Here is a 15,204-nt window from a genome sequence, read left to right on the forward strand (position 1 = left end):
CGGGACGTGCCCGGCGGATGGCGACTGCATGCTCGTGTGCTCGTGCGGTTGTCCGACCTCGTTCCAGACTTCGCGCGCCGCATGTACGGTCTGCTGCGCCAAGTCAGCCAACGCAGGGGGCGTCGTGATCATGACACTGGCGCCTCACTCGGCGTTCAAAGCGCTGAACGCAGAGGACTAGTCTCGGGATCCGCGGTCAGGGGGAGGGGTGGCGCGGTCGCCCGACTGGGCCCGCAGCAGCGCGATCGCCTCGTTCCGGGAGCTCACGCGGAGCTTCCTCATCGCGTCGGAGATGTGGCGTCGGACGGTTATGGGTTGAACGAACAGCCGCGAAGCGATCTCGGCGGTCACGCAGCCGCTGGCGAGCAGCTGCAGTACCTCGGTCTCCCGGTCGGTGAAGCTCACCTCGTGTCCTTCGGAGTTGACCACGCGCGCAGAGCGGCCCTTCCGCCGCAGCTCGTCGACGACCAGGGCGGTGAGGTCGCCGTCGAGGACAGCCTGCCCCTCGATGGCGGCGCGGACGGCGGGCGCGATGGCCGAGGGGGAGATGTCTTTGACCAGGTAGCCGGCGGCGCCGCCCCTGAGGGCGTCGAACAGGTCGTCCGAGCTCTCCGAGACGGTGAGCATGATGCACTTGCAGGTCGGGTTACTTCTGAGGATCTCCCGGACCGCCCACAACCCGCTGCCCGGCATGGCGATGTCGAGCAGGCACGCGTCGGGATGCTCCTGTCGGGCAAGTTCCACAGCGGCGTATGCGGTCTTCGCCTCGCCGACCACCTGGCAGCCGCCGAGCTCGAGCGCCTCCCGGACGGCCGCGCGGATAGGGTGGTGATCGTCGGCGATGACCACGCGTGGCAAATCGCTCACGGCAGCTGCACCTCCAGCGCGGTCCCGTTGCCGTCGCCCGACTGGACGCTCACCCGTCCGTTGACCCCTTCGGCCGACTCGTGGATGCTGGCCAGCACTGAGGAAGCGGATGCACCTGGGTCCTGGTCGAACCCGGAACCGTAATCGGCTATGCGGAGTCCGACGGAGCCGTTGTCCCACAGGTCGATGCGCACCTGGTCCGCTCCGCCGGTTCGCGCGGCGTTGCTGACGGCCTCGAGGGTGATCTTGACCAGGGCTGACCGCACGTCAGGGGACACGACGATCGATCGGTCCAGGTCGAGCTCGAGGCGTACACCGGTGCGCCGCGCGACGACGCCAGCTGCGACCTCAATGGCAGCAGCGAGCGTCTCGTCGACCGGACCCGACAACTGCTTGATGGCACTCCGCGACTGGTCGAGCGCCCGGTCGACCGAGTCCTGGATCCGACGAACAGCCTGGCCGGCTCTCTCGGGGTCGCGCGCGCTGGTGATCGTGCGGGTCTGCGCTGCGATGAAGGCGAGCTCCTGGGCGACGGTGTCGTGCATCTCGCGGGCGATGCGACGGCGTTCGCCGTACAGCGCGGAGTCGACCAGCGCGGCCTCGGCCGCTCGGATCTCGTGTACCGCACCGACCAGCAGCACCGCCACTGCCGCGAGGAAGAAGTAGTCGCCGAGGTAGAGGAGCTCGGTGAAGTGGGATGGCACCAGCGCGTAGTTGGTGTAGGAGACCGCCAGCAGGACGCTGGCGATACCAAGCCACCCCGTCAGGGCGTCCTGGCGCCGGCGCGCGGACCTGCTGAACAACAGGCCGGCGGCTACACAGCAGCAGGCGGCCATGGCCTCACCGACGGAAAGCGTCGGGTGCTCATTCAAGAAGGTGAGCTCCTCGGGCGTGGTCGGCCTGGTGCGGAAGGCGTCGGGCAACACGTCCCGGAGGAGCCAGGCAAGGGACATGGAGATGCCGATGACGCAGCCCGTCGTCACCAACGTCCGGACCACGGCCAGTCGGGGCCTGGCGAGCGGCTCGTCGGGCAGCCAGGCCGCAAGGAACAGCAGGGCGGCACCGATGAGCCCGATCGAGGTCGTCGCCCAGGTGGCGAAGCGACTGGTGGACAATGAGTCGAAGCCGGCTGTGAACAAGGCGGACACAAGGTTGTCGAAGGCGAGCGCGCACAGGGCGGCGAAGAGCATCAGGTGCCCCCGGGTCGGCAATCGTCGAACCCGTTCCCACACGACGGCGGCCACCAGGATGAGCACCATGGCAGCAGCTAGCTCGACCTGCCCCTCGTGGAGGTCGTCGAGGGTCACCACGCCGATCGCGTGGCGGTCCTCGCCCAGGGAGGGCGAAAGGCGCGCGACTGTGATCGCCGCGGTGACCACGAGGCCAAGACCGGCGGCGAGAGAAATCAAGAGTTTCGATCCCGCCGAGTCGGGGCCCTTCGTGGGCATGCGTCGAGGGTAGATCGGAGGTCGGGTGTCGACCACCAGAACGCCCATCTTCGTTCGGCAGCGGTCGTCGGAGCCATGGCTGCGTTGTCCGGCATGCAGGTCGCGAGTGTTCAAGGACTTGAACGCCCGATGACCCGCTGGGGCCATTGCGGGGGAGAGCGCTGCGCGGTGTCCGTTCACCAGCGGGTTCTGTCCCTCATCGCCACGGCGGGGACGCAAGCATGAGTGACCGTTGGGCCCGGCGCGGACCTCGTCACCGTGGCCGACGCCTGGGCCGACGAGAGCAGCCCGGCGTCGAACCTGGAGAGCAACTCGATCCTCAAAGTGGGCTCACGGGGACCGAACGAAAACTTCCGAGTTCTGGTGTGCCTCCTGACACCCGAAGTCGCCCCTGCCGGTTGTGTCCTGCGGACCGTGACGCTTCGCGTGTACGCCGCCGCGCCCGGGGAGGGCCGGACCCTGCTCGTGGTGTGACAAGCCGTGGCGAGTGGAGGATCACCGCGCAGGTCGTCGCGGGGTTGCTCACGGCTGCCTTGTGCGGAACGCAATCGAGGGCGACAGCGGGCAGCAGGAGCTCTGCAGACCTGAGACGAGCGATGTCTCCCGGTCGGGAGAGAACCTCCCGTGGACCCACGAGCCGGTCCGGCGCGCGCCGCCGCGGGGTCTCCGACGGGAGTCGAAGATCTGGGGAGTCACCCGTCGTCGGCTGCACGCAGAGAGGCAGGCCAGTCAGTGCCACGCCGACAGCGCATGGAGGTGATCGTGTTCAGAGAGTTGAACGGCGGATCACGCACTCGTGTCATGGCGGTGCGCGCGCTCCGGTGGTCCGATGGTCCTCTGGGCGAGGCGCGCTCGGCTGTTTCTCGGGCTTGGAGGGACCATGACTCAGGAGTGGGTGAGGGGTGGCCACAGGTGGATGATCGCGGTTCCGGTTGCCTCCCTCGCGTCATCGATGGTGGTCCTGGTCTCCGGCCCGAGCGGTGCCATCACGGCCGCCGTCGACTGCGGACCTCCTCGGACGTTGGTGACTGCCGCTGACGCGTGGATCGACGAGAGCAGCCCGGCGACGAACCTGGGCAATGACTCGATCCTGAAGGTCCGCTCACAGGGGCCGAGCGGGAACTTCCGGGCCTTGGCGCGTTTCCCCGCAGCCGACCCGGCGCCTGGGGGCTGCGTCCTGCAGACCGCCACGCTGCGCATGTACGCCGCGTCGCCCGGCGAGGATCGAACTCTGATGGCCGTAGGCCTCTCCTCAGCATGGTCGGAGTCGGAGGTCACGTGGAACAACCAGCCGGCCACGGATGATCTCGCCTCGAGCATCGCCTCTGGGTCCGAGCAGGGATACCGGGAGTGGAAGGTGACGGCTCAGGTCGCCGCCGGAGCACCGCACGGCTTCCTCATCAGGGACGCGGCCGAGAACGACAGTGGAGAGCAGTCCTTCCACGGGCGCGAGAAGGGGGAGAACCCGCCAGAGCTGGTTCTCCGCTACGCACCGCCGCCGGACCCCTCCCAGGGCCAGCTCCCGCCCGTTCCGGGCGAGGTGGCCTGCGGGCAGGAGATCGTCGCGAGCACGCTGGTGACGAACGACCTCACGAACTGCCTCGGTGACGGGCTGGTGATCGGCGCGCCCAACATCACCGTCGACCTCGCCGGGCACACCATCGACGGGGTCGGGCTCGGCGTCGGTATCCGGATTGACGGCTTCGGCGAGGTCACCGTGCGGAACGGCTCGGTGACCGACTTCGACTACGGAGTCCAGCTCAACACCGGCACGGCGCGCGGCCTCGTGGAGCAGCTGATGCTGACCGCCAACCAGGTGGCCGCAGTCGAGCTCCTCGACGCCGACGGTCCGGCCGGCGGGAACACCATCAAGTCGAATCGGCTCGAGGGCAACGGCCTGGGTATCTCGCTCGTGAACGGCACCTCCGGTGCGACGGTCGTCGGCAACACGGTGCTCGAGAACGCCCGGGAAGGCGTCGTCCTGCACGGGTCGGCGGGCAACGTCCTGGACGGCAACCAGTTCGTGGGCGGCAGTGACCGCGCGATCGAACTGTTCGCGGCGAGTGACAACGTCCTGCGCGGCAACTCCATCTCCGGCAGCGGGGACGGGGGGATCGACGTGGTCGCCGGCTCGCACCGCAACCTCCTCGAGGGCAACGTCCTCACCGCCACCGGAGACTCGGGTCTCTACGTCAGCGAGTCAGACGGAAACCGACTCATCGAGAACACGGCCCACGGCATGTCAGACAACGGGATCACGCTGTCAACGGCGAACGAAAGCGTGGTGCGAGGGAACGACGTTCGGTTCAACGCCGTCGGGATGGAGCTGTCCGGCTCAAGTCGCAACGTAGTCGTGGGGAACGTCGCAGGCGAGTCGTTGGGCAACGGCATCGAGCTCGCGGGCGGCTCGTTCGCCAACACCATTCGCGGGAACGTGGTGAACCGCGGCGGCGGCGACGGCATCGTGGTCGCCGACGACGCACTGGTCGCCGATCAGACCGAGCCCGGCGTGGATCATGCGAACGTCGTCGAGGGCAACACCGCGAACGAGAACCAGGGCGACGGCATCGAGGCCGCGAAGGGCGGGCACGTGCTCGCCTCCAACGTGACGATCGGCAACGGTAGCTGGGGCATCTTCGCCGAGATCGGTACGACCGGCGACGGCGCCAACGTGGCAAGGGGAAACGGTAAGCCAGGTCAGTGCTTCGGGATCGCTTGCATCGATGGGCCGCCTCCGCCGCCTGACACGGTCGCCCCGGAGACCGAGATCACGGCTGGTCCGCCGGCGGAGACCGACGCCAGTACTGCCGAGCTGACATTCACCGGGGCCGACGAGACCGCGGGTCAGGAAGGGCTGCGGTTCGAGTGCGCCCTCCACGGCGGGCCTTGGGATCCATGCACAAGCCCGACCCGGTACGCCAACCTGGACGTCGGCGCTCATGTGTTTGCCGTGCGTGCGGTGGACGCGGCGGGCAACCTCGACCCGACCCCGGCGACGTACGCGTGGGCGGTCGTGGCGCCGCCTCCGCCGCCGGACACCACGGCACCCGACACCGAGATCACCGATGCCCCGCCCGCGGAGACCGAGCGAACCACCGGCACGTTCGCATTCGCTGGCAGAGACGAGAGCAGCAGTGCGGGTGACCTTCGTTTCGAGTGCGCTCTCGACGCCAGCGCCTGGATGTCCTGCACGGGCCCGGTGGAGTACGCCGAGCTGGGCGTCGGAGCCCACGAGTTCGCCGTGCGTGCGGTTGACGCTGCGGGCAACGCCGACCCGACCCCAGCGACGTACCCGTGGACCGTCGTGACGCGGCCTCCGCCGATGCCCGAGTGCGGTCCCCCGATCACCGTTTCCGCGAACGCCGACTCATGGATCGACAGGTCGGAACCCCGGCGGAATCGCGGCAGCGACACCAGCATGCGAGTCCGCGACACCAGGTCGGCCGACCTCTACCGGACATTGGTGCGGTTCGATCTCGCGGCAGATCCGCCCACCGGGTGCGAGATCGCCGCCGCAACCCTGCGCCTGTACGCGGGCACGTGGTCGCAGCACCGCACGTTGCGGGCCGTCGCTCTTGCGGGCGGGTGGTCGGAGGGCACGGTGACCTGGGCCAACCAGCCCCCGGCGACCGACGCGGCCGCGGTCGTGACGTCCGGCCCGGGATGGCTCGAGTGGGCAGTAGCCGAGCATGTGCAGGGAATGTACGACGGTGCGAACCATGGCTTCCTGATCAGCGACATCACATCAAGCGGGAGTGGCGAGCAGCGGCTGTACAGCCGCGAGCGGTGGTCCAACCAACCCCAGCTCGTCGTGACGTTCACTCCGATCGTCGAATGACATGAAGCGCATCAACCGTGGAAGATCCGACCGTTCGTCCCGTGGCAGCGCGCTCGCGCCCTCGGGGTTCGCACGGCGTCCACGCCGAGATCGTCATCCCTGAAGCGACCTCGACGATCCCAGTCTGGTTCCTGTGAAGAGCATGGGCGGCTTCCGCAGACAGAGGGTCGTGCCCGCGACCGCGGGTCGGACCTCGGCGACTGCGCGCGTGCTGCTCGATGAGTCTGGCCGCGTGGCTGGAGGAAGATGAGATGACAACAAACGGGCACCGGGCGGCACTCGTGGTGTTCGTCATCGCGGGAGTTCTGTGCGCTGTGGGAATCACCATCGCCCTTCTTTGATGCCCAAGTCCCACGGTCCTTCCGGCATGTCATCAACGGCGCGCCGTGGCGGCTTGGCATTGGCCACGTCTGCCCATTGCGAGGTCGATGCGGGATTGAAGAGAACGACCGGCATGCGCCTGCTCAACCCTCAGGTGAAGGTGATCGGGACGGCCTCCGTGCATTCAAGGGCGGTGGGATCGGCGTGGAGAAGTTCTCCGTCCAGCTGGAGGTTGAGCGTCCGCCGAGGAGCAGGCACCGGGTGCACCTGGCGGTCCCTCGGCGCAAGCCGGGGCCGTCCGAGTACAGGCCGAGCCCGGTCGTCAATACTCGGCAGGTGGGGGTCATTCTGTTCCCCGACGTGCCTGGCTGGCTCCTCTACGGGGAAGCACGCACGGCTCGAGCGAAGGAGCGTCGTGTTGGCGCCGACCGACCCTCACGGGGACTGTTCCATGCACCTCGCTGCCGTACCCGGTTTCAGGTGCGCTCACGGTGCTTCATCAGCGTGATCCAGCTAGAGCCCGTGTCTCGAGGCGGGGCGTCGGGCGGGGTGGTCGGGTGGCACTACGCCGCCGTGTCGGAGGATCGAGCCGGCGTCGACGCCGGCGGCAAACCCTGTGGCGGCGCTGAGCGCGAGCGATGCGAGATTGCGGGATTTCGTCATGGCCCCACGGTGGCACCGGAGAGGCCGGCGGAGGAGTGGCAAGGTGGCCACACTTCGCTAGGATCTTGCCACATGTCCACAACTCGACCGACCGTCGCTATTCCCTTGGTGGACGGCATGACGCTCTTCGAGATCGGCATGCCGTTGGAGGCCCTCGGCTACGCGTGGGAGAGGGAGTCCGGGCCGCTCTACGACGTCACGCTCTGCGGAGACCGCCGCGGTGTCCGCACGAACACCGGTGCCAGGCTGACCCCGGAGCGCCCGCTCAGCGCGGTGCTGGAGAGCGACACCGTGCTGGTGCCTGCTGTGCCGCCTGCTGCCCCTGTCGGCGCACCGCTGTTGCGGGCATTGCGCGGTGCATCGCAGCAGGGAGCGCGGATCGTCGCGCTCTGCACCGGAACGTTCGCGCTCGCGGAGGCCGGCCTTCTCGCCGGACGCCGCGCGACCACCCACTGGCGGCACGCCGACGTGCTGCAGCGCATGTATCCCGACATCGAGGTCGACGGCCGCGCGCTCTACGTCGACGACGGCGTGCTGACCAGTGCCGGCTGCGCTGCCGGGCTTGACTTGTGCCTGCACTTGATCCGGCAAGACCACGGAGAGCGTGCGGCGAACGCGATCGCACGGAACCTCGTGATCGCTGCGCACCGCGACGGCGACCAAGCGCAATATGTCGCCGCGGAGCCGCTCGATGACGAGGCTGGCTGGCTCGATCAGTTGCGAGAGTGGCTGAGGGAGCGGATCGATGGTCCGGTGTCGCTGGCTGAGTTGGGAGTGGCGGCGCGGATGTCGCCGCGCACGCTTGCCCGCCGGTTCCAGCAGGACGTCGGGACGACACCGATGCGCTGGGTGGCGGGGCAGCGAATCGCGGTGGCGAGGGAGCTCCTAGAGTCGACAGACCTGCCGATCGACCGGATCGGCTACCAGGTCGGCTACGGATCACCGGTGAGCTTCCGCGCTGCGTTCGTCCAGGCGGTCGGGGTCTCGCCGCGGCGCTACCGGACGGCGTTCTCAGGACGCGCCTGAGCACCGGACGGCCTCCTGGCGGCAGAGGCTCGCCGGACCTTGTGCGTGCCCGGTCTGCTGCACGACCGAGCGGCAGACCGAGCCAAGCGCTCCGTGGGGCATCCGATCTGCGCCCTCCCTATCGAACACTGGCCGGCGGGAGGCGGTCGGGTGCATGGCCGCTGTCATGGATGCGACGGATACGCGACTCAGACCGGGAGCTTCTCTGGCTCGGCCGGCGGCAGAGCCCCTCGACCTCACCGCCATCACCGGTTGCGAGCAGCACGCGGGCGGCGGTTCCCTCGAGGCGCAGCTCGCGGAGTGCTGCCAGCGTCGAGCGCCGGGCCCCCGTCGAAACCGTGGCGTGACGGGGGAGCCGGACGGTCCTGTTGAGTGGCGCCCACGCCCCGAGACAGTCCTGCGGCGTAGATGGCACCGGGCAGGCCCAGCAGCAGCCAGCCGGACATGTCAGAGGGACCGGTCGCGGAACACCTCGTCGGCGGGGTCATCGACTACGAGGACGGTCAGCCGGACGAACCAGGCCTATGCGTCGTCGTACGTGTGCCAACGCACCGGGCCTGAGGACTGATACGGCTTCTTCATGCCAGGCCGCTGGGGCCAGCGGCGTGCGCCGGGTCGATCGCGGCCTTGTATCGCCCGAACGCAACGGGTCGTCCCCGTCGCGCAGGACCACGCGCTGCCGCTGACGACCACCTGACCGCCCGACGCCGTGCCCTGACTGGTGGTGAAGACCCGCGCGCTGGCCGGCCAAGCACTGGGCATCCCACTGGTGATCGGGACCGGGAGCGATCGACCTGGCGTCGACCCGGGCGAAGCCGGCGACGTGGTCCCGGATGCGAGCCAGTGCCAGGAAGGTGCCGGCCGGCCCGGTTGCTATCCCGTGGGCGTGTGGCGATCTACCTCAGAGATCGCGGCACTGGTCCTCCTTGTTGCCCTGGACCACGTTGTTGCTCCCGGTTGGCTTGGGGTTGTTGCTCTTGCACTGCAGGTTGCCGTCGACGTGGTTGCTCTCCACGACGAACAGGCCGACATTCGTGAACAGCTGGATGTCGCTTCCAACGTCGGTCCTGGCGATCCTGCCGCCGTCACCCTGCTTGAGCTGGATGCTCCCGTCGACATGGGATCGGCCGCCGTTCAGCGCCTTGACCACGACACGTTCGTGGTTCTCCGCCTGGACGCTTCCGCCGACGCGCACGCCCTTCGCCTTCAGGACCGCTCCGGATTTGACCTGGACGTTGCCGTCGACGCGGGTCCCGATCAGCCTGCAGAGCGCCCCCTCTGGGACGATCACGTTGCCATCGAGACTGACCGCCCCGATCGTGCCGTGGCACGTCGTGTCGTCGGCGTGCGCGGGCGCCGCACCGAGGCCGAGGCTGACGGCTACGAGTGGAAGTGCGACAAGGCACGCCAGAATTCGGTTCATGGTGTGCACCTTTCGAGGGAGCGGTCCGACGCGTCGTCTGCCTGTGGGTGCCGGCCACCGCCCCATGGGGGCACCGACCGCGGGGAGGGATGTCACGAGCGGCCGGTGGTCATCTGGCTCGGCGAGTGCGCACCTTCAGAATGGTGCGCCGCCGCAGAGAGCGCCAGAGGATCATGCGTTCAACTTCATGAACTCTTCGGGCGCGACAGTTCGGCACGCTGGTCAGCGGACAGTTTCTCGCCGAGACAGGTCCTCAGCGATGGCCGCGTGCGAATGAGCGCCCCGATTGGTAACTCCGGGGTCTTGTCGGGCAGGTTGGATTGAGGCCCCAGCGCTCAAGGAACAGTCGCCGGCTGATCGAGCACGGTGGCCCAAGCCCAAGCCGCTCTGCGAAGCCGTGCCTGATCAAACGAGATTCGACGGTGGACGCACGTTGGCCGCGGATTGAGGCGCGTAAGTCCGCAAACGGAGCAGCAAGTGACAGGGGGAAGCAAGGCGGGCCGGTCACCATCACTGCAGGTCAGGGCTTGTTTCCGCACAGTCCCGCGGGGGAGCGCAAACGGCTGCAAGAACGCCGATTCTGATGCTGATGGGTCAGGGGGTCGCAGGGTCAAATCCTGTCAGCCCGACCGTGTGATCTCTCAGGAGATAGGCGACAGGCCGAACCCACAAAGGGTTCGGCCTGGTCGTCATTTTTGGGGGTGTTCGGGTGGGGCCCTTGGGGGCTCTGGTGGGCTGGTAGTCGCGGTCTGGGTCGAGGGCGAGCTCGCGGTTCAGCTCCAGTTGGACCCGAAGCAGTGGGCCAGGGCGGAGCGCGAGCGACGGTCGACATCGAGCATGCCTGGGCTCTTCGAGCCAAAGCGGAGCGGCGATGGCATCGGCGGAGGCGCCCCCGCTGCCGCGGCCCAGCGGCTTCTGGGGGAGCGCCTGTTCGGGGCGGACCTGGTGAAGCTGCGCCCAGGCGACGGTGCGCCGGCAGGCGAGTGTCGCAGAAGGCTGCAGTTGGTGACGCTGCGGCAAGGAAGATCTGGCTAATTCGATCGCCGTCATGGCCATGCCGATCTCCTCCCATCACGAGCGTGAGAGGCCATCGCGGCCGCCGGTGGGGAGCTAGAGTCACCCGTCATGGAGCGGCGTCACCTCGAGTACTTCCTGGCGGTCGCCGACTCCGGGAGCTTTACGCGGGCGGCCGCCAAACTAACCATCGCGCAGCCGTCCTTGTCGGCCTCGATCGCTTCGCTCGAGCGCGAGCTTGGCCACGAGCTCTTCGAGCGGCTGGGGCGCGGCGTCAAGCTCACGCCTGCCGGCGAGGCACTCCTGGAACCGGCCCGCCGCACCTTGCGGGCGTTCAGCCTGGCCAAGGGGGCCGTTCGCAGCGTTGCCGATGCCGGGTTCGGCCACCTGTCGATCATCTCCGGCACGCTGTGGGCGATCGAGCCGCTGGTGCGGATGATCGGCGAGTTCCGCCTCGTCTACCCAGCGGTGCAGTTCACAGTCTCCGACCCGCTGACCCGCACGGAGGTCTTGGACGCCGTGCGGTCGGGTGAGGCCGACTTCGGATTGCTCGATGGCACGCCCCCAGGCGGTGCGTTGGCGAGCCGCTGGCTTGTCGACCACGAGCTCGTGGCGGTGCTCCCGACCCGGTCGCCGGTGTCTGCGCTGTCGGTCGGCGTGGGCGACCTGGTGCCCCTCGGCCTGATCAGCACGCCCAAGGGCACTCCGCTGCGTACGCTGCTTGCCGAGCAGCTCGAGCTGGTCGGCCAGCCGGACGAGGTCGCCGTTCAGACCGCGCACCTGGCGTCGGTTATTCCGCTCGTCCTCGCGGGCGCGGGAGCCGCCATCCTGCCCGAGGGCCTCGCCTCCGACGCCGCTGCCAAGGGGGCCCGAGTTGTGCGGCTCACCCCGGCCACCAGGGCGCCCGTGCACATCATCTGGCGTGACGGGCGACTCAACAGTCTGGGCGAGCACTTCCTCTCCGTGGGCGCGGAGCTCTACGGCAACCACGGCGCGGCCAACCTATAGACCGCGCCTATTCCGGCGTTAGCCGGACGGTCTAGCTCTCTCGGTCTCTGGATCCCCACGGGGCCGTGACCGGTGTCACGATTGGGACGTCCGCGATCGACCCGCGTGGCGCACACGTCAAGCGGAACGCCCGGTTTCCACCCCCTGCGCGTGGTCCCGGTGCTCGGCGAGACGGTCCGCCGTCTCCGACCTGGATCGCCCATACCCCAAGGGAGCTACACCATGAGATCAGAACGATTGACCTCCGCACTCAGCCTCGCCGCCGCGGTGTCCATCACGGCCCTCGCCTCGGCCTGCGCCTCGCAGGCGGACAAGGGCGACGACTTCGTCGGCCAAGATGGTGGGGGAGCCGACACGATCACCCTGATCGAGCAGCCGTGGGTCGACCTGCAGGTCGAGAACGAGATCAGCCGGCAGTTGCTGGAGCAGCTCGGCTACACGGTCAAGATCGACTCGGTCTCCGTGGAGCTTGGCGCGCAGGCGCTGTCCACGGGAGACGCGGACGCCTACCTCGGCAACTGGTGGCCGTCGCAGGAGCCCACCTACGGGAGCCTGATCGAGGGCGGGCAGATCGAGGTCGTCAACGAAGAGTTGCTCACCGGGACGCAGTACGGTCCCGCGGTGCCGGGCGACATCGCCGACGAGCTGGGCATTTCCTCGCTGGCCGACCTCGACGAGCACGCCGAGGCGTTCGACCACAAGATCTACGGGATCGAGCCCGGCTCGCCCGGCAACGAGACGATCCAGGCGGCGATCGACGCCGACGCCTATGGACTCGGCGACTGGACGCTCGTGGAGAGCGGCGCGCCGGCGATGCTGACCCAGGTGCAGAAGGCCCAGGGCCGCGGCGACGCCATCGTCTTCCTGGGCTGGAGCCCGCATTGGATGACGGTCGAGTTCGACACCGTCTTCCTCGAGGACCCCGAGGGCGTCTGGGGCGGTGCCGGGGCGATCCGGGCCATCGTCCGGGCCGGCTTCGCCGAGGAGGCGGCCGACATCAACACCTTCTTCTCCAACCTCACCTTCACCACCGACGAGGCCGGCCAGTTCTACTACGACCATGACAAGTCGGGACAAGACATCGGCGACATCGCCGCCGCGTGGATCAAGGCCAATCCCGACAAGGTCAAGTCGTTCCTGGCGGGCGTGAAGTCCGCCGACGGCGAGGACGCCGAGGCGGCGATCTTCGGATGAGCGGTCACTACTCCCAGCCCACCGGCGAGAGTGAGGAGCTCGCCATCGTCGGCCGCCACCTCACCAAGGCCTACGGCCTCAGCGAGCGCAAGGCAGCCAAGGCGCTCGAGGCGCCCGACCCCGCCGCAGCGGTGGCAGCCGAGGGCGGCTTCCTCGGGGCCCACGACGTCAGCTTCCAAGTCCGCAAGGGCGAGATGTTCGTCATCATGGGCCTCTCGGGGTCCGGCAAGTCGACGCTGCTGCGGATGATCAACCGGCTCAACGAGCCGACCTCCGGTGAGCTGCTCATCGACGGCGAGGACATCGTCACGGCGTCGAAGACCCGGCTCCGCGAGCTTCGCAACAACAAGATCGGCATGGTGTTCCAGCACTTCTCTCTGTTCCCCCACCGAACCGTCCGGGACAACGCGGCATACGGCCTGAAGGTGCGCGGGATGCCGAAGGCCGAGCGCCACGAGCGCGCCGAGGCCGCCCTGGCCCGGGTCGGTCTCGCCGGCAAGGGCCACAAGTTTCCACACGAGCTCTCCGGCGGCATGCGCCAGCGCGTCGGCCTGGCCCGCGCGCTGGCCGTAGACCCACCGATCCTCCTCATGGACGAGCCGTTCTCGGCGCTCGACCCGCTTATCCGGCGCGACATGCAGGACCTGCTGTCCGGGCTGCAGGCCGAGGACCGTCGTACGACGGTCTTCGTGACCCACGACCTCAACGAGGCTATGCGCATCGGCGACCAGATCATGGTGATGCGGGACGGCAAGGTGATCCAGGTCGGGGCCGGCGTCGACATCGTCGCCCGGCCCGCGGACGACTACGTCAGCGAGTTCGTGTCCGACGTCGACCGCGCGCGGGTGCTCACCGCGCAGGACCTGGTGCGCCCGGCGCTGCTCACCATGTCGGTCAAGGAGCCGCCGGACGTAGCGCTGCGCAGGCTCGCCGACAACGAGGCCAACGGCGCCTTCGTCTTCGACGTCGACGACCGGCTGCTCGGCGTCGTCTCCGACACCGACCTGCTTGTCGCGATCAACGCCGACCAGCCCGACCTGTCGGGCGCGGTGTCGCAGGACTACGACACGGTCGAGCCGGACGCGGTTGTCGGCGACTTCATGCACCTGTCCGGACGCCGGCTCGTGCCGATCACTGTGGTGGACCGCGAACGCCGGCTGGCGGGCGTCGTACCGCGGGCAGCCATCCTGTCCGCCCTGTCCCACGTGAAGGAGACGAGTCATGCCTGACTTCCGGATCGGCGAGCGCGGCGACGCTGTCATCAATTACCTGCGGGATCACTTCGGGGGGTTCTTCGACGTCATCCAGCAGGTCATGACCGACCTGCTCGGGCTGACCTACCAGGCGCTCTCGGCCCTCAGTCCACTCGCGATGATCGCGCTGCTCACGGTGCTGGCACTGGTGGCGACGCGCCGGATCGGCCTCACCCTGATCCTCGGGGTGGGCCTCCTGGTCATCGAGAGCATGGACCTGTGGTTCGAGACCATGCAGAGCATGGCCACCGTGCTGGGCGCGACGGCCGTGGCGCTGGTCGTGGGCATCCCGCTCGGCATCTGGTCCGCGTTCAGTCCTGTCGTGCGTGCCATCGTCACGCCGCTGCTCGACTTCATGCAGACCATCCCGGTGTTCGTCTACCTGCTGCCGACGGTGCTCTTCTTCGGCATCGGCCCGGTGCCCGGCGTCGTCGCCACGATCGTCTTCGCCGCGCCGCCGGCTGTGCGCCTGACCCAGCTGGGCATTCGCCAGGTGGACGCTGAGACGGTGGAGGCCGCCACCGCGTTCGGCGCCTCCCGCTGGGAGGTCCTCCGCGAGGTGCAGCTGCCGCTCGCCAAGGCGACGATTATGGCGGGGGTCAACCAGGTCATCATGCTGGCCTTGTCGATGGTGGTCGTCGCCGGCCTCGTCGGCGGCGGGGGCCTCGGCAGCATCGTCGTCAACGCTGTCCAGAGCCTGCAGATCGGCGCCTCCATCGAGGGTGGCCTCGCGGTCGTCATCCTGGCGATCTACCTCGACCGCGTCTCCTCGGCGCTCGGTGGCCAGGGCCGCGGCAACCCCACCTGGTGGCCCAGGCGCAAGCCCGCGGGCGCGGACGCGGCCCACGCGGAGCAGGTCGCAGACGGCGTCGGTGCCCCTCCCCTCAGCAAGGCGGCGGCATGAGAGACGCAGCCCCTACTTCGCTCTTCATCGGCGGCCGGTGGTGCGGGTCGGTTGGGGGTGGCCGACGCGAGGTCCGGTGTCCCGCGGACAACACGCTGGTGGGTGTGGTGGACGAGGCGACCGAGGTGGACACCGGCGCGGCGATTGCCGCGGCCCGGGAGGCCTTCGACCGGGGCTCGTGGTCGGGGTTGTCGGTGGGGGAGCGGGGTGCGGTGTTGGCCCGGGTGGCGGATCTGCTCGTGCGT

11 protein-coding genes are annotated in these 15,204 nt (G+C 68.8%); 7 read left to right on the forward strand and 4 right to left on the reverse strand.

Features of this window, described 5'->3' with window-relative positions:
* Positions 1-177: 177 nt before the first annotated feature.
* The 3 genes from DDE18_RS22680 to DDE18_RS23860 form a co-directional block, all read right to left on the reverse strand.
* The gene (locus DDE18_RS22680) at positions 178-867 is read right to left on the reverse strand and encodes a response regulator (RefSeq protein ID WP_165821286.1); all 690 of its coding nucleotides are present in this window, start codon (positions 865-867) and stop codon (positions 178-180) included.
* On the reverse strand, positions 864-2,315 hold the full coding sequence (locus DDE18_RS21085; protein ID WP_165821287.1) for a sensor histidine kinase: 1,452 nt from the start codon (positions 2,313-2,315) through the stop codon (positions 864-866). Before DDE18_RS21085 ends, DDE18_RS22680 begins: the two co-directional genes overlap by 4 nt.
* Before the next feature lie 885 nt (positions 2,316-3,200).
* Positions 3,201-3,395 (reverse strand): hypothetical protein, encoded by a 195-nt coding sequence (locus DDE18_RS23860; RefSeq protein ID WP_245916922.1) that lies wholly within the window; start codon positions 3,393-3,395, stop codon positions 3,201-3,203.
* Between DDE18_RS23860 and DDE18_RS21095 the strand changes: the two genes are divergently transcribed.
* Positions 3,340-6,153 carry a CBM96 family carbohydrate-binding protein gene (locus DDE18_RS21095; protein WP_245916921.1) on the forward strand — a complete coding sequence of 938 codons (2,814 nt, stop codon included), beginning with the start codon at positions 3,340-3,342 and terminating at the stop codon, positions 6,151-6,153. The two genes, DDE18_RS23860 and DDE18_RS21095, sit on opposite strands and share 56 nt — an antisense overlap.
* A gap of 894 nt (positions 6,154-7,047) precedes the next feature.
* Positions 7,048-8,163 (forward strand): GlxA family transcriptional regulator, encoded by a 1,116-nt coding sequence (locus DDE18_RS21100; protein WP_245916919.1) that lies wholly within the window; start codon positions 7,048-7,050, stop codon positions 8,161-8,163.
* A 901-nt stretch (positions 8,164-9,064) separates the two neighbouring features.
* On the opposite strand, the gene DDE18_RS21110 is transcribed toward DDE18_RS21100, so the two are convergent.
* Positions 9,065-9,586, reverse strand: coding sequence for a hypothetical protein (locus tag DDE18_RS21110; protein ID WP_116574341.1), 522 nt, complete (start codon positions 9,584-9,586; stop codon positions 9,065-9,067).
* A 1,125-nt stretch (positions 9,587-10,711) separates the two neighbouring features.
* Here DDE18_RS21110 and DDE18_RS21115 point away from each other — a divergent pair.
* The 5 genes from DDE18_RS21115 to DDE18_RS21135 all read left to right on the forward strand — a co-directional run.
* Complete coding sequence (locus tag DDE18_RS21115; protein ID WP_116574342.1) at positions 10,712-11,608, forward strand: LysR family transcriptional regulator; 897 nt, start codon at positions 10,712-10,714, stop codon at positions 11,606-11,608.
* A 222-nt stretch (positions 11,609-11,830) separates the two neighbouring features.
* Positions 11,831-12,802 (forward strand): ABC transporter substrate-binding protein, encoded by a 972-nt coding sequence (locus DDE18_RS21120; RefSeq protein WP_116574344.1) that lies wholly within the window; start codon positions 11,831-11,833, stop codon positions 12,800-12,802.
* Positions 12,799-14,031, forward strand: a complete 1,233-nt coding sequence (locus DDE18_RS21125; RefSeq protein ID WP_116574346.1) for a quaternary amine ABC transporter ATP-binding protein — start codon at positions 12,799-12,801, stop codon at positions 14,029-14,031. Before DDE18_RS21120 ends, DDE18_RS21125 begins: the two co-directional genes overlap by 4 nt.
* Complete coding sequence (locus tag DDE18_RS21130; protein WP_116574348.1) at positions 14,024-14,959, forward strand: ABC transporter permease; 936 nt, start codon at positions 14,024-14,026, stop codon at positions 14,957-14,959. The genes DDE18_RS21125 and DDE18_RS21130 overlap by 8 nt, the downstream gene beginning before the upstream one ends.
* Positions 14,956-15,204, forward strand: a 249-nt coding sequence (locus DDE18_RS21135) for an aldehyde dehydrogenase family protein (protein WP_116574361.1), incomplete at its 3' end; no start/stop codon positions are given. The genes DDE18_RS21130 and DDE18_RS21135, both read left to right, overlap by 4 nt.

This window comes from Nocardioides gansuensis (assembly GCF_003076135.1).
GTDB lineage: Bacteria > Actinomycetota > Actinomycetes > Propionibacteriales > Nocardioidaceae > Nocardioides > Nocardioides gansuensis.

Excerpts from the sequence above, each read along its gene's own strand:
- DDE18_RS21130 (WP_116574348.1), top strand. The coding sequence starts at position 14,024 with ATGCCTGACTTCCGGATCGGCGAGCGCGGCGACGCTGTCATCAATTAC.
- DDE18_RS21115 (WP_116574342.1), top strand. The coding sequence starts at position 10,712 with ATGGAGCGGCGTCACCTCGAGTACTTCCTGGCGGTCGCCGACTCCGGG.
- DDE18_RS21085 (WP_165821287.1), bottom strand. The coding sequence starts at position 2,315 with ATGCCCACGAAGGGCCCCGACTCGGCGGGATCGAAACTCTTGATTTCT.
- DDE18_RS21110 (WP_116574341.1), bottom strand. The coding sequence starts at position 9,586 with ATGAACCGAATTCTGGCGTGCCTTGTCGCACTTCCACTCGTAGCCGTC.
- DDE18_RS21125 (WP_116574346.1), top strand. The coding sequence starts at position 12,799 with ATGAGCGGTCACTACTCCCAGCCCACCGGCGAGAGTGAGGAGCTCGCC.
- DDE18_RS21120 (WP_116574344.1), top strand. The coding sequence starts at position 11,831 with ATGAGATCAGAACGATTGACCTCCGCACTCAGCCTCGCCGCCGCGGTG.